Below are 20,898 nucleotides of genomic sequence, written 5' to 3' on the forward strand. Positions count from 1 at the left end.
TCGACCCCGTATTAGCCCCATACATATGCCGTAGTCCGTCCAGTCGTCGTACGTCCGCGCCCGCCGGCCGGGACGGACGGGGGAGTACGAGTAATGCAACTACGACAACGAACCGTCCCGGAGTACGAGATTCACACCGTCTTATCGAACCAGCGCCGTCGGGTCGCCTTAGAACACCTCGGGTCAGGGCCGGGGCGAACGACCGTCCGCGAACTCTCGGAGGTGGTCGCCACCGCCGAAACAGGCGAGTCGCCGCCGCCGCGGAACGTCCGCGAGTCGGTGTACATCTCGCTCCACCAGACGCACCTCCCGAAGCTTCACGACCTCGGGGTCGTCGACTACGACCGCGAGCGGAAGGAGATTCGACTGCTCGAAGGCGCGCGCGACGTCGACCTGTACATGGAGGTCGTGACGAAACACGGCATCACGTGGGGCGAGTACTATCGAGGACTGGGCGTCCTCTCGCTTCTGACCGTCGTCGCGGCGAGTATCGGCGTCCCCGGACTCTCGCTCGCCGCTCCGGTTCTGTGGGCGAGCGCGTTTCTCGCCCTCTTCGCCTGTTCGACGCTGTACCAACTGTGGGCCAGACGGTGGCAGGTGTTCAGAGCGTTGAGATAGCCCCGAACGACGTCGCTCGCGGCGAAAGAGCGCCGGTCAGTAAGTTTCGAGACCAATCTCGTATCAAAATAGTTATCAGCGACGACTCTGTATCGGAAACCGATTGTCGGTGCTGACGGTCTGAGCAGCCATACAGCACACGTGAAGGTGGTGGAACCCTCCAGGTTTCACGCGCATCGACAATCTCTTCTCTCTGATCACTTCGCCGTCAGCGGCGCGCTTCGAGGTCAGTCGACGAACGCGCCGTCGGTGGCGTCGTACTCGGCTTCGAAGTACCGCACCTCGCAGTGTCCGCAGGACGCCGCGATGACGTCGTAACTCCGACAGCACGACTCAACGGCGTGCGTTCCGAGGTCGACGGTGCCGCCGCAGGCCGGGCAGTGCGCCATACACGCGCGGAGACCGCCGAGCACCTGACCGCGAACGTCGACGGGGAGCCGCGACCAGACGTCGGTTCTGTCGTCGAGTTCCGCGCTCGCGGCCATGTCGGCGGCGAACGCTTCTCGGGACTCCCACTGGCCCAACCAGTCGTCGTCGAGCCACGCGGCGACGGCGCTGCCGTGGTCGCTCAGCGACACCCGTTCGGCGTCGACGCCGACGGTTCGAGCGAGTTGACCGACGCCGCCGTCGCCGCCGCGGACAGCATCGATTCGGTGGAACCACGCCCGCTCGAACGACGCGTCGAGGACGACGTCGGCACCGGCGTCGTCGGCCCGGAGTGCGCCGACTTCGACGAGGAACGTCTCGGTGTCGAACGCCGCCGCGTCGAGTTCGCCGGACTCCCGGTCGGAGGGTTCCAAGACGTGTCGAACCGACCCCGTGCGTTCGGCCTTGTCGAACCGCCGCAGGAGCCAGTCGGGGAAGTACCGCTTCGTGAGCGACGGCGTTCCCGGGACGAGATACCCCCGGAGATAGATGAGCGCGAGCGAGGCGGCGAAAGCCGCGACTCCGACCGGTGGCGAGAGAACGACCACCGGCAGCGTGACGACGCCCGCGATGGCGAGGTTGACCGCCGTACAAGGGAGACAGCGGTTCTCGCCGACGTACTCGGGGTTTCGGACACGTTCGAGCAGTGATGGTATCATCGGATCGACCCACCGTCCGTCCCGTGGACGATACTGGGTCGTTCGCCTCCGGTAGTATAGGTGTGTGGGTCGTCTTCACTCGGAGCGAATCCGGTCGCCGAGATTCGGTCGCCCTACGGTTCGAGCACGACCTTGCCGGTCGACTCCCGGTTCTCGATGTACTCGTGGGCGTCGGCGGCCGCAGCGAGCGAAAACCGCTCGCCCACGACGACTTCGAGTTCGCCTTCGGCCAGGAGTTCGGTCAGTTCGGGCACCGCCTTCAGCACCGACTGGGGGTCGCGCTGCATCGCGCGACCGAGGTGGAAGCCGACCACTGACTTGTTCTCGAACAGCAGACGCGTCGTGTCCGCCTGCGCGGGGTCGCCGCTGGCGACACCGTAGGTGACGAGTCGGCCGCGGTAGTTCAGCGCGTCGAGGCTGGCGTCGAACACGTCGCCGCCGACGCCGTCGAGGACGAGGTCGACGCCCTCGCCGTCGGTCTCGTCTTCGACGACCTCCTCGAACGCGTCTTCGGTGTAGTCGATGGGGTGGTCGAGACCGAGACGCTCCGCGAGGTCGAGTTTCTCCCGGCTGCTCGCGGTCCCGAACGACTCCGCGCCCGCGGCGTCGGCCAACTGGACGGCCGCAGTGCCGACACCGCCCGCGGCGGCCTGAATCAGGACGCGCTCGTCCGACTCGTCGCCGTCGAGGCCGCCCCACTCGTGGAGACAGCAGTGCGCCGTGAGAAACTGCACCGGGAAGCCGGCGGCCTCGGCGAACTCCATCCCGGGCGGCACGTCGAAGAGGCCGTCGGCGGGCGTGACGACCTTCTCGGCGTACGCGCCGCCGCCGGTCATGGCCACGACTCGGTCGCCGACCTCGCGGTCGACGCCCTCGCCGACGGCGTCGACGGTTCCGGCGGCTTCCATCCCCGGAACGTACGGCGGTTCCGGACCGCCGCGGTAGTGGCCGCGCCGCTGCATGATGTCGGCGAAGTTGATGCCGGCGGCCTCCACGTCGATCCGGACCTCGCCCGGTCCGGGATTCGGCTCCTCGACATCGACGGGTTCGAGCGCGTCAGTTCCTCCGAACTCGGTGACACGAATCGCGCGCATAACGACCACTACGGGGCGACCGCCGATAAGCCTCGGTGAACGGGGTGCCGGTTGTACGCCGTTGTCGAACCCGAACGGCCGGTGACGAACGGCGGCGTCCGCCCACGCGGGACGAGACGGCAGCGTCCGCCCACGCGGGACGAGACGGCGATGTCTCCCGTCCGTCGCGGACGAATTTGGTCAGTTCGTGAGACGTTCAGTCGAGAGTGTACTGACGTTTATGCGTATTGTTTCCGAGTGTCACACGTAATGCGAGCAGCAGTACTCGAAGCGCACGGAGAACCGCTGGAGATCACCGACATCGACCGACCGACAGCCGACCCCGACGGCGTCGTCATCGAGACGGAGGCGTGCGGTATCTGTCGGAGCGACTGGCACGCCTGGCAGGGCGACTGGGGGTGGCTCGGGCTGGAGGCACAGCCCGGGCAGGTACTCGGCCACGAGCCCGCCGGACGAGTCGTCGAAGTCGGCGAGAACGTCGAGAACGTCGCCGAGGGCGACCACGTCGCCGTCCCGTTCAACCTCGGCGACGGGAGCTGTCCGGAGTGTCGCCGGGGGCACTCGAACACCTGCGAGAACGTGATGCCGCTCGGCTTCGTCGAACAGGCTCCGGGCGCGTTCGCCGAGGAGCTCCACGTCCCCGTCGCCGACCACAACGCGGTGCACCTCCCCGACGGCGTCTCGTCGACCGACATGGCCGGCCTCGGCTGCCGGTTCATGACGTCGTTCCACGCGCTCGCACACCGCGCCGACGTCGGTGCCGGCGACTGGGTCGCCGTCCACGGTTGCGGCGGCGTGGGTCTCTCGGCGGTCCACATCGCCGACGCGCTCGGTGCGAACGTCGTCGCCGTCGACCTCCAGGAGGAGAAACTGGAGAAAGCGAAGTCGCTCGGCGCGGTGGAGACCGTCGACGCCTCCGACACCGACGACGTTCCGGACGCGGTGAAGGCGCTCGCCGGCGGGGGGACGCAGGTGTCGGTCGACGCGCTCGGCATCGAGACGACGTGTCAGAACTCGGTTCTGAGCCTCGGCAACCGCGGGCAACACGTCCAGATCGGGCTGACGACGCAGGACGAACAGGGGATGGTGTCGCTGCCGACCGACGCGATGGTGATGCAGGAGATAGAGTTCATCGGCTCGCTCGGCATGCCGCCGACGCGCTACGACGAGATTTTCCGCCTCGTCGCCAGCGGGAAGCTCGACCCGAGCGCCGTCGTCTCCGAGACGGTCGGTCTCGACGACGTACCCGAGAAGCTCGACGCGATGACCGACTACGAGACGGTCGGAATCCCCGTCATCGACGAGTTCTGAAGGGGCCGACGCGACCCTCTCGGGTCGATGCGAGGCCGAACAGCCGGTCAACGCGAGGCCGGTCGACCCCTCCGATTCCGTCGGTAGGTTAACGGAAACTGCGTCCTTTTCGACCGCATGCAACTGCACTGGCACCGACGCGACCTGCGGGTGTCGGACAACCGCGCGCTCGCGGCGGCGGCCGACGAAGCCGAGCGTCGCGGCGAGGTCGTCCCCGTGTTCGCCTTCGACGACCTGATTCTCGAACACGCCGCCGCGCCGAGGGTCCGGTACATGCTCGACTCGCTCGCGGAGCTTCGGGAACGATACCGCGACCGCGGCAGCGACCTCGTCGCCGTCCGCGGCGACCCCTCGACGCTGCTCGTGGACCTCGCCGAGGAGTTCGGAGCCGAGCGAGTCGTCTGGAACGACGACTACTCCGGACTCGCCGAGGAGCGCGACGGGGCGGTTCGGGCCGCGCTCTCCGAGGCGGGAGTCGAACACGAGTCGTTCTGCGACCAGGTGCACCACGAACCCGGCGAGATTCGGACGAACGCGGGAGACCCCTACTCGGTGTTCACCTACTTCTGGAAGAAGTGGCGCGACCGCGAGAAGGCGGAGCCGTACCGCGAACCCGAGGCGTCCGAACTGGCGTCGATAGCCGAAGACGACGAACTGCCGACCGTCGACGAGTTGGGCTTCGGAGAACCCGCCGCCGAGGTCCAGACCGCCGGCACCGACGCCGCGCGCGAGCGACTCGCGGCGTTCTGCGACGACGCTATCTTCCGGTACGCCGAGGACCGCGACTATCCGACGCGGGAGGCGACCTCTCGCCTGTCGGCGGACCTCAAGTGGGGGACCATCGGGATTCGGGAGATGTACGAAGCGACCGAGGCGGCGAAATCGGCGGCCGAGGGCGACGAAACCGAGTCGGTCGAGGAGTTCCAGTCGCAGTTGGCGTGGCGCGAGTTCTACGCCCAAGTCCTCTACTTCAACCAGCGCGTCGTCTCGGAGAACTACAAGGAGTACACGAACGAAATCGAGTGGCGAAACGACGAGGAGGGGTTGCAGGCGTGGAAGGACGGCGAGACGGGCTACCCCATCGTCGACGCGGGGATGCGCCAACTGCGGGAGGAGGCGTACATGCACAACCGCCTGCGGATGGTCGTCGCCTCGTTCCTGACGAAGGACCTCCTCGTCGACTGGCGCGAGGGGTACGACCACTTCCGCGAACTGCTCGCCGACCACGACACGGGCAACGACAACGGGGGGTGGCAGTGGGCGGCCTCGACGGGCACCGACGCCCAGCCGTACTTTCGGGTGTTCAACCCGATGACGCAGGGTGAGCGCTACGACCCCGACGCCGAGTACATCAAGCGGTACGTCCCCGAACTGGCGGACGCTGACGCCGCCGCGGTTCACTCGTGGCACGAACTGTCCGCGGACGACCGGGAGGACGCCGCTCCCGACTATCCGGCGCCCATCGTCGACCACGACGAACGGCGCGAGGAAGCCGTCGCGATGTTCGAGCGCGCTCGCGGCGAGACCGACGAGTAGCATCGACCGGGTCGGAGCCGAGAAAGAGCGCCGTACGGCTCCCATCTGGTACAGCCAGAGCCGGTTCTGGAGCGGACTGAGCGCGTTTGTTCTACCTCTGTCGAAGTCAGATTACAGTTAGACAGCTCTTAATTATAGTGTAGTAGGTGTTCGCCCGGAACGAGACGACGGATTCGGGCTCTCCGAACGCCCTCCCCGTCGAAGCGGGCAACCAATGACACACGGAAGTTCACATCAGACGGTAGAGGCGGAGAGTACGGCGGCGTGGTGGGAACGAATCGTCGACCGAACGACGAAGTACGGCGAGCGGGCGGGCGACGCCCTGATGTACAGTTCGGCGTACCTCGCGGTCATCGCGGCGGTGGAACTCGCCATCGTGATGATGCTTCTGGGCATCGAAGCGAACCCTGCGCCGGTCGTCGTGGCGTTCGTGACGTTCGCCGTCTACGCCTACGACCGACTCGTCGACGTCGAGAGCGACGAGGTGTCGAACCCGCGTCAGGCCGCCTTCGTCAGACGTCACCGCGACGTACTGTACCTGATGGCGTCGGTCTGTTACGGGCTCGCCGTCGCGCTGTCGGTGCTCGGCGGCCCGTACGCGCTGGGTATCACCCTCTTACCGGGGATGTTCGGCGTCCTGTACGCCTCCGACTGGATGCCCGACGTCGGCGTTCGGTTCGCCCGGTTCAAAGAGATACTCGTCGTCAACACGGCCGTCGTGGCGTTCGCGTGGGCGGTCACCTTGACGTTCCTGCCGCTTGCGTTCGCCGGGCGGGCGTTCACGCCCGCCGCCGGCGTCGTTTTCTGTTACTTCTTCCTTCGCTCGTTCGTCGACACGGAGCTACCGAACGTCGGTGACGTCGAGAGCGACCGAGCGTCCGACGTCTCGACGCTGCCACTGGTCCTCGGCGTCCGGGGGACGCGGTACGCGCTGTACGGGCTCGACCTCGTTTCGCTCGCGTTAGTCGTCTACGCGGCCGGTACGGGCCTCCTCCCGTCGGGTGTCGCCACGGCGCTCGGCGTCGGAATCGCGTACTCGTCGTCGGTCGTCTCCCGAATCGGGCGGACGGAGGACTACGAACTCCTCACGCTCGCGTCCGAGTGCGAGTACCTGCTCGTCGGTGCGACGCTCGCAACCGTCGTCCTCGTCTGAAAGCGAGGTGGACGGCCCCGGAGACGCCGCCGAACGCGACGCGTCTGCGGTACTGACTTTCGTCGGGAAGTTAATACGTGAGCAGTCACATCGGAGAGTACGCCTGTGAGCGCACTGAGCCAACTGTACGTGGTCGTACTCGCCACCGTCGGCATCGGGCTGACCGCGACGCTGCTCGCCTGGCGCGAGCGGCCCGAACCCGGAGCGACGCCGCTGGTTGCGATGCTGGCCGGGCAGAGTTGGTGGTCGGTCTTCTTCGCGTTCGAACTACAAGCGACGACGCTCGCCGCCAAGGCGTTCTGGTCCGACGTCCAGTGGGTGGGCGTCGTCGTCATCCCCGTCGCGTGGGTGCTGTTCGCGATGGAGTACACCGGTCGCGACCAGTACGTCCGGTCCAAGTACATCGCGCTTCTGTCCGTCGTTCCCGTCGTTACGGTGGCGCTGGCGGCGACCGGCGACTACCACGACCTCCTCTACACCGGGTCGGAACTCGTCGTGCGGGACGACGTCACTACCTTGCGCCGCGAAGGCGGTCCGTGGTACTGGGTGACCGCCAGTTACACGTACGTTCTCGGGCTGGTCGGGTCGGTTCCGCTCCTCGGTTACGTCCGAAGCGAGACCTCACAGTTCCGCGGGCAGAGCGTCGCACTGCTGATCGGGACTATCGCGCCGTGGGTGAGCAACATCCTCTTTCTGTACGGCGCGGTCCCGGTTCCGGGACTCGACCCGACGCCGGTCGCGTTCGCTATCTCCGGCGTCGCGTACCTCGGTGCGCTCACCAAGTTTCGACTGCTCGGAACCAGTCCCGCTCCGAACCGCCGGGCGCGGCGACTCGTCTTCGAGCGCATGCAGGACGCCGCCGTCGTCGTCGACAGCCACGAGTACATCGTCGATATGAACGAGAGTGCAACGGAGATGCTCGGGACGACGGCCCGCGCGGCGCTCGGCCGACCGGCCGGGGAGGTGCTCCCGAAGTACGACCGCGTTCCGAGCGTCGGAACGACGTCCGAGCACGTCACCGTCGACGGCCGAAACGGGCGGCGGCACTACGACGTGACGGTCACGGAGATCAGCGACTTCCACGGCCGGTACGTCGGCCGCGTCATCGCCTATCACAACGTCGACGAGCACCTGCGCCACCAGCAACGTCTCGAAGTGCTCAATCGGGTGCTTCGACACAACATCCGCAACGAGACGAACGTCATCTACGGCTACGCCGACCTCGTCGCCGACGAGGGCGGTCCCCAGAGCGACCGTGCGGAGATAATCAAGGAGCGGGCGATAGCCATCGCCGACATGGGCGAGAAAGCCAGGCAGATCGTCGACATCTTCGAGCAGGTCCGCCGGGACTCGCGGGCGGTCCCGGTCTCGGACCTCGTGACCGAACGGAGCGCCGACGTCGCCGACCGGTATCCGAACGCGGAGATTCGCGTCGAGGCGCTGCCGGCGGACGCGCACGTGAACGCGGTGCTCGGCCCGGCGCTCTCGAACCTCCTCGAGAACGCGGTCGAACACAACACCGGTTCGACCCCGACCGTCGAGGTGAGCGCCACCGTCGACGACGGTCGCGTTCGGCTCGTCGTCGCCGACGACGGGCCGGGCATCGACGTCTACGAACAGGCGGTTCTCGAACGCGGCACGGAGACCGCGCTCGAACACGGCAGCGGCCTCGGTCTCTGGCTGGTCGCGTGGGCGGTCGGCATCGCCGACGGTACCGTCGAGTTCGAGGAGAACGACCCGACGGGGTCGGTGGTCACCGTCGAGGTGCCGGTCGTCTCGGCGGACAGTGAGAATCGAGGAGAGCCAGAGACCGCTCCGAGTCGGGCAGAGACGAGCGAATCTCCGACTGTAAGCGAGTGAACGGACGAACACTGCTGGCGATAAACCAGTTACACGGCCCACGTAGTTGGTTCGACGACGACGGCGAACTGGAGTACGAGCGACGCGAGACGCCGTCCCGAGGCCGACGGCGTAGAGCGTCTGTCGGCGCCGAGAGACTGCCGGCGCGGAGGTCTGTCGACGCCGAGAGACTGCCGATACAGAGAGACAGTTTCTGTTGAAAGTCAGCACAGCTAACCGCTGACAGTACGTTTAATCGTTTCTTCGTTGAGTACCCCTACGGAATGGCAACATACGAACTTCCGGACCTCCCGTACGACTACGACGCACTCGAACCGTCCATCGACGCGCGCATCATGGAACTCCACCACGACAAACACCACCAGGGGTACGTCGACGGTGCGAACTCGGCGCTCGACAAACTGGAACAGATGCGGAGCGACGGCGACTACGGCGACATCAAAGGCGTCGAACGCAACCTCGCGTTCAACCTCTCGGGGCACGTCAACCACACCGTCTTCTGGGAGAACATGTCGCCCGACGGCGGCGGCGAACCGGGCGGCGAACTCGCCGACGCCCTCGACGAGCACTTCGGCGGTTTCGACCAGTTCAAAGACCACTTCTCGGCGGCCGCGAAGGGCGTCGAAGGCTCCGGATGGGGCTTCCTCGCCTACGACCACGTCGCCGACAAACCCATCGTGACGATGGCCGAGAACCACCAGAACCAGACCCCACAGGGCGCGACGCCGCTTCTGGTGCTCGACGTGTGGGAGCACGCCTACTACCTCCAGTACGAGAACGGACGCGGCGAGTACGTCGACAACTTCTGGGACGTCGTCGACTGGGACGACGTCGCCGAACGCTACGACCAGGCGCAGTCGGCGAGCCTCATCACCGGGTGAGCGACCGGTTCCGCTCGTCGTTCCCGGCGGCCCGCCTTCGCTCGGAGACGACCGAGCGAACGCGACACCGTCCACGTCCGCGACACCGTCGACGGTCGTCCACGTCCGCGACACCGTCGACGACCGTCCACGTCCGCGACACCGTCGACGGCCGTCCGCGCCCGTGGGTGACCGCTGCCCTCTCGAAGCGGCGTCGTACGCGTAGCCCACCGCTTCGTGAGACGTGCTATCGTATGACTCCTCAATCTTTAACATCGCAGCAGAGTATCATTCGAACTGGAGGATTCAGTATGAGCTACGAACTCGACCCACTCCCGTACGACTACGACGCACTCGAACCCCACATCTCCGAGCAGGTTCTCACCTGGCATCACGACACCCACCACCAGGGCTACGTGAACGGCTGGAACTCGGCCGAAGAGACGCTCGCCGAGAACCGCGAAGCCGGAGAGTTCGGCTCCTCGGGCGGTGCGATGCGTAGCGTCACGCACAACTCCTCGGGCCACATTCTGCACGACCTGTTCTGGCAGAACATGTCGCCGGAGGGCGGCGACGAGCCGTCGGGCGACCTCGCCGACCGCATCGAGGAGGACTTCGGCTCCTACGACGCCTGGAAGGGCGAGTTCGAAGCCGCCGCGAAGGACGCCTCGGGCTGGGCGCTTCTCGTCTACGACACGTTCTCGAATCAGCTTCGCAACGTCGTCGTCGACAAGCACGACCAGGGCGCTATCTGGGGCGGCCACCCGATTCTCGCACTCGACGTCTGGGAGCACTCGTACTACTACGACTACGGCCCGGCGCGCGGCGACTTCATCGACGCGTTCTTCGAGGTCGTCGACTGGGACGAACCCAGCACCCGCTACGACCAGGCCGTCGAGCTGTTCGAGTAACGCGACGACCCCGACAGTTTTTTCGACGCTACCGGCCGTCGAGCGACGGCCGAATCGAACGGAGAATCGGGCTCTGTCGGCGGCTCAGTCGCAGGTGCTCGGCACGAACTCCTCGACGGGCGTCTCCTCGACGGCGGAGACGATATCCTCGTGCAGCCGTGCGAAGTCGTGACCGCCGCCCGAGCGGTCGAACCCCGCGAGAACGCCGATACGGTGGTCACAGTCGGCGAGAAACGTCCGAAACTGTTCGGTCTCCTCGAACCCGCGAACCGTGTAGGCGTACTCGTCGTCGAGCAGCGATTCGTAGGTATCGCGGGTGACGTAGCCGTAGCGCTCGTTGTCGATGAGCGCGTCTACGTCGAGCGCCGAGAGGTCGCTCGCGACATCCGACCGGACGTACAGCTGTTCGTGGGTCCACTGGTCGAACAGCCATACGTCGCGGAGCGACTCACCGCCGAACCGTCGGATCGACACGAGAAGTCGCTCCGTCGCGTCGCTCATACTCTCTCCATTCGTGGGTGTGTCATAACCATTTTTGTGATAGATTGGACAGGTGTCAGACGGTTGTCGGACGCATTACGGTTCTCCAACTGGTCAATCCCGTATTATATAATACTACTTTTGTGTACAATAAAGTTGCGTGCGGCGGAGTGAGATTCGAGACGGCGCTCCGAACCGGAGGGGGCAGCGCGGGACCGCAGGAGTTTACGACGGGGGCGGCGTACCCTGGCGTATGCCGCGACCGAAATCCGAGTTCGGGGAGTTGTTCCCGTGCGACTTCTACACCCCCGAGGAACTGCTCGACGCCGACCAGATGTACACCGTCTACGAGATCGCCCGACTACTGCAGGGGCTCGACGCCGACGCGGAGATCGACGAGGGTATCGAGGATATCCTGCTCGACTGGGCGATTCCGTGGATCATGCGCAACTCCGAGGAGATGGTCGTCGCCGAACCGCCGAACGACGAGGAACCCGGCTACTACGGGCTGAAAGACGGAGACGACTGAGGGATGCGGCTGCTCGTCGCCGGCGGCGACCGCGTCGACGCCGGGAAGACGACGTTCTCGGTCGGCTTGCTCGCGTCGCTCCGACGCGACGGATACGCGCCGGTGGGGTTCAAGCCACGCGCGGGCAACGACTACTGGTTCGACCACGACGACTTCCGCAACTCGGTCGACGCCGGGCGACTGTACGGGAAGGACGCCCAGAAACTCGCGGCGACGAGCGCGGGCGACGTCGAACCCGAGACCGTCAACCCCGTCCACCGCCTCTGGCGGCCCACTCCCGGCAAAACCGGGTTACTCGGGGAGAGCGGCCGGACGTTTCTGGTCGACAGGGTGACCGGCGGCGACGGCCCCGAGTTCGTCGTCAACGCCGACGCCGAGGCGGACGGACTCCTGCCCGACGAAGCCGTTCGGTCGCTTCCGCTCGCCGACGCGACTCGCGTCGGGACGGTTCCCGAGTTCAACGAGGTGATGCGCGACCGACACGTCCCGGCCGCGGAGCGTCTCGCACGGCGGGTCACCGCGACGGAGACGAGCGTCGTCGAATCGTACGGCGACATCGCGGTCCCGCTCTCGGGCGTGTCGTTCGACGCGGTCGCCGTCGTCGAACCGGGACGAGCGCGAATCTACGACGCGGACCGATATCTCAAGGCCCGCGAAGCGGCGAGCGGCGGACCACGCGAGGGACGGCTCGAAGAGTACGTCGACAGCGTGGTCGAGCTGATACAACCGCTGTCGACGGTCGGGTTACCGGCGCTCGGGAGCGAGGCGCGTGGGAACCCGGAGCGAATTGCCGACGCCTACGCCGACGCGTACGACGCGCTGGTCGACCCGGTGAGGCGCTGAACTCACCCCAACCTCGCCGCGCGGGCGGCCATCTCGACGTGGTCGTACGGCCGTTCGAGGACGCTCGGGCCGTGCCCGACGTGCATCGCCGCGAGCGAGTCGTCGACGACGGACCGTACGCGGTCGATGCTCCGTACCAGTAGTTCGCGGTCGCCCTCCGGCAGGTCGGTGCGTCCGAACCCGCCGTTCTGGAAGACGAGGTCGCCGGCGAACAGCGTCCCCGCGTCCTCGCCGTAGAAGCAGAGGTGGTCGTTCTTGTGTCCGGGCGTGTGGAGCGCGACGTACTCCCCGTCGCCGAGTCGCACCGTCGACTCGTCCTCGATGGCGCGGTCGACCGCGGGTTGCTCGGGGTCGAATCCCCACGTCTCCGCGTCGAAGGCCTCTCGGACGGCGTCCACGTTGCCGACGTGGTCGGGGTGAGTGTGGGTGAGGACGACGGCGTCGATGCCGTCGTCGCCGACTCGGTCGCGGAGTTCGGAGACGAGGTCGAAGTTCGCGCCGGTGTCGACGAGGACGGTTCGGTCGCCCTCGACGAGAAACGCGTTGCTGGTGAAGGCGGAGACGCCTCCGGCGAGGTTCTGAATCACACGACCGATTCGGTCGGGGTGGACTCTACTCCATCGGTCCGCGACGGGCGGTCGACGCTGACGACAATGAGTGCCCTTTTTGCGCCCTGAGTCACCTCCCCTCGGATATGGACGTACGCCTACTCGAAGCCACGCCGAACCCCGAGAAGCTCGTCTGCAAGGGCGCGAGAAACGACTACTCCGCGGAATTCGTCGGCAGCCAGTCGTTCGAGGAGACGATGGCGACCGTCGACGGCGACACCGGGAGAGAGAAGATGGAGACGCTCATCGGCCACCTGCTGAGCCACGGCCACTTCGGGCCGTTCGAACACCCGCAGGCGACGTTCGCCATCGAGGGCGTCAGTCGCTCCTGCATGGCGCAGATCACGCGACACCGACACGTCAGCTTCGACGTGCAGTCGATGCGGTACGTCGCCTTCGACGACGTCGACCCCGCAGACGTCGCCGCGGGCGAGATGGTCGTCACGCCGCCGTCGGCGTCGGACCCCGACTGGGTCGGCCGGAACCAGAAGACCGGGGCGGTCGACGAGGAGACCGTCGAGAAGCGCAAGGAACTGTTCCGCGAGTCGGTCAGTCGGTCGGTCGCCGACTATCAGGAGCTCTTGGACCTCGGCATGCCGCCGGAGGACGCCCGGTTCGTCCTCCCAATCGGCACGGAGGTCAACATCGTGATGTCGATGAACGTCCGGATGCTGATGCACGTCGCCGACATGCGCGCCGCCGCCGACGCCCAGTGGGAGATTCGAGAACTCACCGAGTCGGTGCTGGAACTCGCCGAGGAGTGGTGTCCCATCACGTTCGAGTACTACAACGAGAAGATGCGCAACCGCAAGAACCGCCTCGCGCCGTAGTCGGATGGAACTCGCTCTCATCGCCGCCGTCGCCGAAAACGGCGTCATCGGGGCCGACGGCGACGTGCCGTGGCACTACCCCGAGGACCTCGAACACTTCAAGCGGACGACGATGGGTCACCCCGTCGTCATGGGGCGACGGACGTACGAGAGCATCGCTCGACAGCTCGGCGGGCCGCTACCGGGGCGGACGAACGTCGTCCTGAGCAGGGACGAGATGGACCTCCCCGAGGGAGCGGTTCACGCCGACTCGGTCGACGCCGCGATGGACGCAGCGAGGGAACTCGTCGGTGAGGGGGACGGAACCGTCTTCGTCGTCGGCGGTGCGACCGTCTACGAGCAGTTCCTCCCGCGCGCGGACCGCCTCGTACTGACCGAGATTCACGAGTCGTTCGAGGGCGACACCGAGTTTCCGGCGTTCGACCGCGACTCGTGGGTCGAGGTCGCGCGCGACGAACGCGGCGAGTTCGACTTCGTCGAGTACCGGCGTCGCGAGTAAACCCAGCGGAATCGGTTTCTGTCGGGCGTTTTCGGGTGTCAGCGGGTCGGATAGTACGGACGGACGGTGATATCTGCTAAAATTCGTCTTAGCGAGAGTTTTTCCGGACGGGCCTCGTAGACAGGTCCGATGACCGGCAGCGTCCTCGCACGGACAGGTCGAACCGACGGTGATACGCGATGAACAACTCTAACCAGCAAGCGTACGACCGGGGCACCTCGCTGTACTCCCCGGACGGACGCATCTACCAGGTCGAATACGCGCGCGAAGCGGTCAAGCGCGGCGCGCCCGTCGTGGGCATCCGCGCGGCGGACGGCGTCGTTCTCGCCGCCCGGACCCGGTCGAGTTCGTCGTTGATGGTCACCGAGAGCATCGAGAAACTCCACAAGGTCGACGACCACGTCGGCGCGGCCAGCGCCGGCCACGTCGCCGACGCCAGGCGACTCGTCGACTACGCCCGTCGAGAGGCGCAGGTCAACCGCCTCCGCTACGGCGAACCGGCGGGCGTCGAGGGGCTCACGAAGGAAGTCACCGACTTCATCCAGGAGAACACCCAGCGCGGCGGCACGCGCCCGTTCGGCGCGGCGCTGCTCGTCGCCGGCGTCGACGCCTCCGGTCCGCGGCTGTTCGAGACCGACCCCTCGGGGACGCCCCACGAGTGGAAGGCCGTCGCCATCGGCGGCGAGAGCGCGACCATCCGCGAGTACCTCGAAGACGCGTACGACCCCGAGATGAGCGTCGACGACGGCGTGACGCTCGCCGTCGAGGCGCTCCTCGAAGGCGCGAAAGACGACGAGATCGCCGCCGAGGGCGTCAGTCTCTCGACGGTCGACGAGTCGGGGCACCACACCTACAGCACCGACGAGATCGCCGCCGTCATCGACGGACTCGACGTCGACGACGACGACGAGTAACCGGAGACCGCCGCCGAGTCGCCGCCGACCACGACTGTTTTGCGGCCCCGCGGCGAACGACCGACGATGGCGACGCTTCGTCGAATCTTCGTCTACCCGATAAAATCGCTCGACCCGCAGACGGTCGACGCCGCCACCGTCGTCGAGAACGGCGGTCTCGACGGTGACAGGGAGTTCGCGCTGTTCGACGCCGACGGTCGGTACGTCAACGGCAAGCGCAACCGCGACGTCCACCGACTCCGCTCGGCGGTCGACCGCCGAGACGGAACGGTGCGTCTCGAACCCCGCGATGGCGACGCACGGACGTTTTCGCTCGGCAGCGACGACCTGACCGACTGGCTCTCGTCGTACTTCGGCGAACCCGTCACGCTGGAGCGCGAGCGCGCCGGCGGGTTCCCCGACGACACGGACGCCTCCGGGCCGACGGTTATCTCGACGGCGACGGTTCGAGAGCTCGCGTCGTGGTATCCCGACGTCGACCCCGAGAGCATGCGCCGTCGCCTCCGACCGAACCTCGAAGTCGACGGCGTCCCCGCGTTCTGGGAGGACCGCCTCTTTTCGAGCCGCGACGAGGTCGTGGAGTTCGCCGTCGGCGACGGTGACGACTCGGTCGCCTTCGAGGGCGTCAACCCGTGCCAGCGCTGCGTCGTCCCCTCGCGCGACCCCGACACCGGTTCGGAGTACGACGGCTTCCGCGAGCGGTTCGTCGAGAAGCGCCGCGAGACGATGCCCGACTGGAGCGGCGGCGACTGGTTCGACCACCACTTCCGCGTGATGGTCAACACCCGCGTCGACGAGTCCGACTGGGGCGAGACGCTCTCGGTCGGCGACGAGGTGGAGATACGGGGCGCGAAACCCGCGTGAGGGCGGGGAGTCGGGCTACCAGTCCGAGAACTTGTCCCGGCGGAAGAGGTCGAGTTCGCTCACCGTGGAGTTCGTCTGCTCGGCGGCGAAGGCGATGGCGTCGGCTATCTCCTCCGGTTCGGTGACTTCGCCGGGGTCGAAGCGGTCCTCGAACGCCTCGTCTATCTCCGCGCCGAACTCGGTTCGGACCTCCGTCGGGTTGACGACGGTGACGCCGACGCCGTCGTCGCCGGCGGCCGCCTCGACGCTGTGGGCGAACCCGCGGAGCCACCACTTCGTCGCGGCGTAGACGGGGTTGAACGGTCTGGGGAACTTGCCGGCGAAACTGCCGACGTAGACGAGGTTACCCTCGGTCTCGCGGAGATGCGGCAGCGCCGCGCGCGTGGTGAAGAACGCGCCGTCGACGTTCGTGTCCATCATCGTCCGGTACTCCTCGGTCGAGATGTCGACGCCGGAGCCGAGTCCCAGCCCGGCGTTGACGACGACGATGTCCAGCGTGCCGAACCGCTCGACGGTGTCGGCGACGACGGAGTCGACCGCCGACTCCGCTCGGACGTCCGCCGGGGCGACGAGCGTCTCGACCCCGTGTTCGGATTCGAGTTCGTCGGCGAGTTCGGTCAGCCGTTCCTCTCGGCGCGCGGAGAGCGCGACGTTCGCGCCCTCGGCCGCCAGTTTCCGTACCGTCGCCGCGCCGATTCCGGAGCTCGCACCCGTCACGAGTGCGACGCGTCCGGCGAGTTCGTCTGCCATACGTCCCGATAGGTGGGCCGTGACTTAGTTTCCGAGGCCGAAACGGAGCGAATCGGAGGTGCCCGCCGCGCCCCGGCGGCGACAACGCTGATTGTGCTCCGCCGACTATCGGAACTCATGTCGTCGAACGGTCGCGTGCGCGACTTCTCACAGTTCTACCGGGAGTACGCCCGCGGCGGTGTCCACGCAGCCAGCGCCGCCGCGATGACTGCGTTCGGTCTGCTCACTATCTACCACGAGGCGTTCGCGCTGTTGGCGGTGGTGTCGTACGTGGGACCGGCGCTCTACGTCTACGCGGAACGAGACGGAGACGCCGAACCCGAACCGGAGCCTGGCCGAAACGCGGAGCCGGAGGCGCGACAGTCCGACCCCTCACCGACCGCGAAACCGTCCGAGTTGGACGCCAGGAGCGCCAGCAGGTCCGAAAACGTCGACCGCGAGAGCGACGAGAGTGGCGCACGCCGCGACCGCACCGACCCCCGACCGCCGCCGTCGACGGCGGCGACCCTCAACGACAGTGATGCCGACGGGGGCGGGGAGCGCGGGGACGTGAGCGACGACGTCGAGGGCGGGGAACCCGACCGGAAGGGCGAATCCGACGCGACGACCGAAGACGATGGTGCGTGGACGAGCGTCGACTCGCCGGTCGGCGTCGACTTCTCCGATGCGGTCGCCACGGAGGAAGCGGTCTACGCCGTCGGAGAGGACGGGTACGTCCTCGCGCGCGGAGACGGCGGGTGGTCCGCGGTACTCGAAACCGGCCCCGGCGCGCAGGGGGAGAACCTGACGGGCGTCGACGTCACCGACGACGGACGCGCCGTCTGGGTCGCCGGCGACGGTGGCGCGCTCGGCAGAATCGACGCGGAGTCGGGCCGACACACCGACTACTCCGCGCCCGGCGGGGACACGAGCACTATCACCGACCTGGCCGTCACGGGGCGGGCGGACGAGGCGGTCGTCGTCCTGGTGAACGGGTCGGGCGAGGTCCGTCGCGGCGAGTACGACGGTCGGCGAGTTCGATGGGGCGAACCGCAGAAACCCGGAAGCGGGTCGAGTTTCGCGGCCGTCGCGTTCGGAGACGCCGAGCGCGGTTACCTCGCCGACACGAACGGGTCGGTGTTCCAGACGACCGACGGCGGCGAGACGTTCGACGAAATCGGTATCGACGGCGCTGGAACGTTGACGGCCCTCGTACCGGTGTCCGGCGAGGGGTCGAACACCGAAGCGTTCGCCGCCGAGGACGACGGGACGATTCACCGGTACGACGGGACGCGCTGGACGCCCGTCCGCCCGACGGAGGAGGGCCTCTGGGCGATAGCCGCCGAACGGGGCGAGCGAGTCGTCGCCGTCGGCGAGCACGGGACGGCACTGGACGGCGACGAGGGCGACTGGCAGCGCCGCGAGACGCCGACCGACGAGACGCTTCGCGGCGTCTGCGTCGCGGCGGACCGTCAGGTCGCCGTCGGCGACGACGGCGTCGTGCTCGAACGGCGAGCGACCCGTCGAGCGAGCGAACAGCCGCGGTGACACGGGCCGAGACGGTCGTAACGGCTTCGGCGGTCGCCGACCGTCGCGTACGCGTTCTAGGCTGCCGCCATCGCCTCTTTTAGGAGGTGAGGCACTAACCACGAGATATGCACGTACTGACTGGTGGGTTAGTCTCAGACGTGGACGGGACTCGGGAGGCAGACGTAGCCATCGAGAACGGCGAAATCGTCGCCGTCGGCGACGTACCGGAGGGCGACGACCGGACCGACGTCTCCGGACGGGTGATCGCACCCGGGCTGATAGACACGCACGTCCACGTCTCGATGGACGGGCGTCCCGACGTGAGCACAGTGTTCGGCGACAGTCCGTACACCGCGGGCTACCGCACGGTCGCGAACCTCGAAGCCGCCGTCGAGGCGGGCGTGACGACGGTTCGAGACCTGGGGAGCCGCGAGACGCTGGCGCTCGACGCCGGTGCGGCCGTCGGCGACGGCGTCCTCGACGGGCCGCGAGTGCTCGGGGCCGGCGAAGCCATCGTGATGACCGGCGGTCACGGACATCCGTTCGGGTACGAGGCCGACGGGACGGACGAGGTGTTGAAGGGCGCTCGCGAGCAGTTGAAGCGCGGCGCGGACGTCGTCAAGTGTATGGCGACCGGCGGCGTGCTGACCGCCGGCGCGGTGACCGGGTCGCCGGAGCTCACCGAGGAAGAGCTTCGCGCGGCCGTCTCCGCGGCGAGCGCGAAAGGCGTTCCGACGGCTGCCCACGCTCACGGCGAGGAAGGCATCAAGAACGCGGTCCGAGCCGGAATATCGAGCGTGGAGCACGGGACGTTCATGGACCGCGAAGCGGCGGAGATGATGGCCGACGACGGAACCTACTGGGTGCCGACGGCGAGCGCTCTCGTCAACATCGTCGAGAACGGCGTCGAGGCGGGAATCCCCGAGGAGGCGGTCGAGAAGGCGAAGGACGCCGCCTCGCGGTTCGAGCGCGCGTGGGAACACGCTCTCGACGCGGGCGTCGACATCGCCATGGGGACCGACGCCGGGACGCCGTTCAACTACTTCGGCGACATCCCGCGGGAACTCGAACTGATGGTCGACTACGGACTGGAGCCGGACGCCGCGCTGGAGGCGGCGACGGTGAACGCGGCGGACCTCGTCGGCCGCGACGACCTCGGCCGCGTCGCCGAGGGATACCGCGCGGACCTCGTCGTCCTGGAGACGGACCCGAACACGGATGCGACGGCGTGGCAGTCGCCGACGGCGGTGTTCGCCGACGGCGAACGAGTCGACTGACGGCGGGGTGGGGTTCGACGGCGAGGAATATACATGGCACGGGGACGGTCAGCGAAAAGCGATTATGACAGTCGAGGACACAGTCGATTGGTGTCACAAACTCTTTTGCCCATCGCTGAGTGTATCCGGCCGATGCACCGCCGGGCACCGTTCGTTCTGCTCGCCATCTTTCTCGTCGTGGCGGCGATAGCGCCGCCAGCGGCGGCGTTTTCGGGCACAAGGGTTGGCGGTTCGGCCGCCGACCCCACGTCGGACTCGATGGCATCGATGCAACAGTCGTTCGACAGTAGTGAAGTTCGCATCGTCGTTCACGAGGACGGCTCCGCTCGGTGGACGTTCCACTACGAACAGACGCTGGCGAACGAGACCGAACGAGAGAACTTCGAGGCGTTCGCCACCGAGTTCAACAACAGCGGTACCCCGCTGTACAACGGGTTCAAGAGCGAGTCACAGTCGCTCGTCAAGAGCGGGGCGAACAGTACCGAGCGGCCGATGAACGCGCAGAACCACTCGCGGCAGGCGTACGTGACCGACAGTCTCGGCAACTCTATCGGTGTCGTCGAGATGTCGTTCGTCTGGACGAACTTCGCGCAGACCGACGAGGAGAGCGGAACCGTGACCGTCGGCGACGTCTTCGAGGGCGGCCTCTACATCAGCGAGAATCAGTCGCTCGTCGTCGAACCGGGCGAGAGCCTCGAGTTCAAGAACGTCACGCCGGTGGCGATGCAGTCGAACACCAGTTCGCTGCCCGCCAGCGACTCGGTGACGTGGATGGGCGAGAAACGGTTCACCGACAATCGCCCGCAGGTCGTCTTCGTCCCCGAGGGAACCCAGACCATCGTCGCCGACGGTGACGGCGACGGAGGGGCGGCCGGCACCGACGACGTGACGACGACTCCCATCGGAAGCGGCGGCGGGAGTATGTGGCTCGCCGGAGCCGTGCTCGTCATCTTCGGCGGCGTGGCCGTCGCGCTCTGGTACCGTCGCGGCCGCGAGGAGACGGTCGACAGCGTCGACCCGGGGACAGGTGGCGGCACCGAGGCGGCGACGGCAGCAGTCCCGCCGGAGCCGTCGGTCTCCGACGAGGAACTCCTCTCCGACGAGGACCGCGTCATCTCGATGCTCGAAGATCACGGCGGACGGATGCGACAGGTCCGCATCGTCGAGGAGACGGAGTGGTCGAAGTCGAAGGTGAGCATGCTGCTCTCGGAGATGGAAGACGAAGGCCTCATCTCGAAGCTCCGCGTCGGCCGCGAGAACGTCATCAGCCTCGACGGTCACGAACCCGAAGCGGCGAGGTCGCCGTTCGACGACGAGTAGCGCGGTACGCCACGCTGAGACACGGCTCTTCCGAAACGCAAACGTTA

The 20,898-nt window shown here is 67.1% G+C and carries 21 protein-coding genes; 16 read left to right on the plus strand and 5 right to left on the minus strand.

What is annotated here, in order from left to right; genetic code table 11:
• Window positions 1–93: 93 nt before the first annotated feature.
• On the plus strand, window positions 94–618 hold the full coding sequence (locus FCF25_RS05830) for a hypothetical protein (RefSeq protein WP_117595214.1): 525 nt from the start codon (window positions 94–96) through the stop codon (window positions 616–618).
• A gap of 227 nt (window positions 619–845) precedes the next feature.
• Here the strand turns inward: FCF25_RS05830 and FCF25_RS05835 are convergent, their stop codons facing one another.
• A complete protein-coding gene (locus FCF25_RS05835) occupies window positions 846–1,703 on the minus strand; it encodes a hypothetical protein (protein WP_137047648.1) in 858 nt (285 codons plus the stop codon).
• 113 nt (window positions 1,704–1,816) lie between these two features.
• Entirely contained in the window at window positions 1,817–2,797 is a 981-nt protein-coding gene (locus tag FCF25_RS05840) for an NADPH:quinone oxidoreductase family protein (RefSeq protein WP_137047650.1), read from the minus strand.
• Between the two features lie 249 nt (window positions 2,798–3,046).
• On the opposite strand from FCF25_RS05840, the gene FCF25_RS05845 reads away from it, so the two are divergent.
• The 6 genes from FCF25_RS05845 to sod all read left to right on the plus strand — a co-directional run bounded on the left by FCF25_RS05845 (window position 3,047) and on the right by sod (window position 10,428).
• Entirely contained in the window at window positions 3,047–4,108 is a 1,062-nt protein-coding gene (locus tag FCF25_RS05845) for a zinc-dependent alcohol dehydrogenase family protein (protein WP_137047651.1), read from the plus strand.
• 117 nt (window positions 4,109–4,225) lie between these two features.
• The gene (locus FCF25_RS05850; RefSeq protein ID WP_137047652.1) at window positions 4,226–5,644 is read left to right on the plus strand and encodes a deoxyribodipyrimidine photo-lyase; all 1,419 of its coding nucleotides are present in this window, start codon (window positions 4,226–4,228) and stop codon (window positions 5,642–5,644) included.
• Between the two features lie 214 nt (window positions 5,645–5,858).
• Complete coding sequence (locus FCF25_RS05855; protein WP_117595219.1) at window positions 5,859–6,797, plus strand: UbiA family prenyltransferase; 939 nt, start codon at window positions 5,859–5,861, stop codon at window positions 6,795–6,797.
• A gap of 105 nt (window positions 6,798–6,902) precedes the next feature.
• A complete protein-coding gene (locus FCF25_RS05860; RefSeq protein WP_137047654.1) occupies window positions 6,903–8,657 on the plus strand; it encodes a histidine kinase N-terminal 7TM domain-containing protein in 1,755 nt (584 codons plus the stop codon).
• Window positions 8,658–8,920: 263 nt separating this feature from the next.
• Window positions 8,921–9,538, plus strand: a complete 618-nt coding sequence (locus FCF25_RS05865; RefSeq protein ID WP_137047656.1) for a superoxide dismutase — start codon at window positions 8,921–8,923, stop codon at window positions 9,536–9,538.
• Between the two features lie 290 nt (window positions 9,539–9,828).
• Window positions 9,829–10,428 (plus strand): superoxide dismutase, encoded by a 600-nt coding sequence (sod, locus tag FCF25_RS05870; protein WP_117595222.1) that lies wholly within the window; start codon window positions 9,829–9,831, stop codon window positions 10,426–10,428.
• 84 nt (window positions 10,429–10,512) lie between these two features.
• Here sod and FCF25_RS05875 read toward each other — a convergent pair whose 3' ends face one another.
• Entirely contained in the window at window positions 10,513–10,929 is a 417-nt protein-coding gene (locus FCF25_RS05875; RefSeq protein ID WP_137047658.1) for a hypothetical protein, read from the minus strand.
• Between the two features lie 232 nt (window positions 10,930–11,161).
• Between FCF25_RS05875 and FCF25_RS05880 the strand changes: the two genes are divergently transcribed.
• Both FCF25_RS05880 and FCF25_RS05885 read left to right on the plus strand, forming a co-directional pair.
• Window positions 11,162–11,437 carry a DUF5827 family protein gene (locus FCF25_RS05880; RefSeq protein WP_117595224.1) on the plus strand — a complete coding sequence of 92 codons (276 nt, stop codon included), beginning with the start codon at window positions 11,162–11,164 and terminating at the stop codon, window positions 11,435–11,437.
• Between the two features lie 3 nt (window positions 11,438–11,440).
• Window positions 11,441–12,280 carry an ATPase gene (locus tag FCF25_RS05885; protein ID WP_137047660.1) on the plus strand — a complete coding sequence of 280 codons (840 nt, stop codon included), beginning with the start codon at window positions 11,441–11,443 and terminating at the stop codon, window positions 12,278–12,280.
• A 2-nt stretch (window positions 12,281–12,282) separates the two neighbouring features.
• Here the strand turns inward: FCF25_RS05885 and FCF25_RS05890 are convergent, their stop codons facing one another.
• Window positions 12,283–12,867 carry an MBL fold metallo-hydrolase gene (locus tag FCF25_RS05890; protein ID WP_137047662.1) on the minus strand — a complete coding sequence of 195 codons (585 nt, stop codon included), beginning with the start codon at window positions 12,865–12,867 and terminating at the stop codon, window positions 12,283–12,285.
• A 107-nt stretch (window positions 12,868–12,974) separates the two neighbouring features.
• Between FCF25_RS05890 and thyX the strand changes: the two genes are divergently transcribed.
• The 4 genes from thyX (at window position 12,975) to FCF25_RS05910 (ending at window position 15,995) form a co-directional block, all read left to right on the plus strand.
• Window positions 12,975–13,718, plus strand: a complete 744-nt coding sequence (thyX, locus tag FCF25_RS05895; RefSeq protein WP_137047664.1) for an FAD-dependent thymidylate synthase — start codon at window positions 12,975–12,977, stop codon at window positions 13,716–13,718.
• A 4-nt stretch (window positions 13,719–13,722) separates the two neighbouring features.
• Window positions 13,723–14,217, plus strand: a complete 495-nt coding sequence (locus FCF25_RS05900) for a dihydrofolate reductase (RefSeq protein WP_137047666.1) — start codon at window positions 13,723–13,725, stop codon at window positions 14,215–14,217.
• Window positions 14,218–14,396: 179 nt separating this feature from the next.
• Window positions 14,397–15,131, plus strand: a complete 735-nt coding sequence (gene psmA / locus FCF25_RS05905) for an archaeal proteasome endopeptidase complex subunit alpha (protein ID WP_117595229.1) — start codon at window positions 14,397–14,399, stop codon at window positions 15,129–15,131.
• Between the two features lie 66 nt (window positions 15,132–15,197).
• Window positions 15,198–15,995, plus strand: coding sequence for an MOSC domain-containing protein (locus FCF25_RS05910; protein WP_137047668.1), 798 nt, complete (start codon window positions 15,198–15,200; stop codon window positions 15,993–15,995).
• A gap of 15 nt (window positions 15,996–16,010) precedes the next feature.
• Here the strand turns inward: FCF25_RS05910 and FCF25_RS05915 are convergent, their stop codons facing one another.
• A complete protein-coding gene (locus tag FCF25_RS05915) occupies window positions 16,011–16,745 on the minus strand; it encodes an SDR family oxidoreductase (protein ID WP_137047669.1) in 735 nt (244 codons plus the stop codon).
• Window positions 16,746–16,862: 117 nt separating this feature from the next.
• Here FCF25_RS05915 and FCF25_RS05920 point away from each other — a divergent pair, with 117 nt between their 5' ends.
• The 3 genes from FCF25_RS05920 to FCF25_RS05930 all read left to right on the plus strand — a co-directional run bounded on the left by FCF25_RS05920 (window position 16,863) and on the right by FCF25_RS05930 (window position 20,851).
• Window positions 16,863–18,272, plus strand: coding sequence for a hypothetical protein (locus FCF25_RS05920; RefSeq protein ID WP_137047671.1), 1,410 nt, complete (start codon window positions 16,863–16,865; stop codon window positions 18,270–18,272).
• Between the two features lie 107 nt (window positions 18,273–18,379).
• Complete coding sequence (locus tag FCF25_RS05925) at window positions 18,380–19,531, plus strand: amidohydrolase family protein (RefSeq protein ID WP_137047673.1); 1,152 nt, start codon at window positions 18,380–18,382, stop codon at window positions 19,529–19,531.
• Between the two features lie 132 nt (window positions 19,532–19,663).
• The gene (locus FCF25_RS05930) at window positions 19,664–20,851 is read left to right on the plus strand and encodes a helix-turn-helix domain-containing protein (protein WP_137047674.1); all 1,188 of its coding nucleotides are present in this window, start codon (window positions 19,664–19,666) and stop codon (window positions 20,849–20,851) included.
• Window positions 20,852–20,898 lie beyond the last annotated feature (47 nt).

It is taken from the genome of Haloprofundus sp. MHR1 (assembly GCF_005155585.1).
Lineage (GTDB): Archaea > Halobacteriota > Halobacteria > Halobacteriales > Haloferacaceae > Haloprofundus > Haloprofundus halophilus.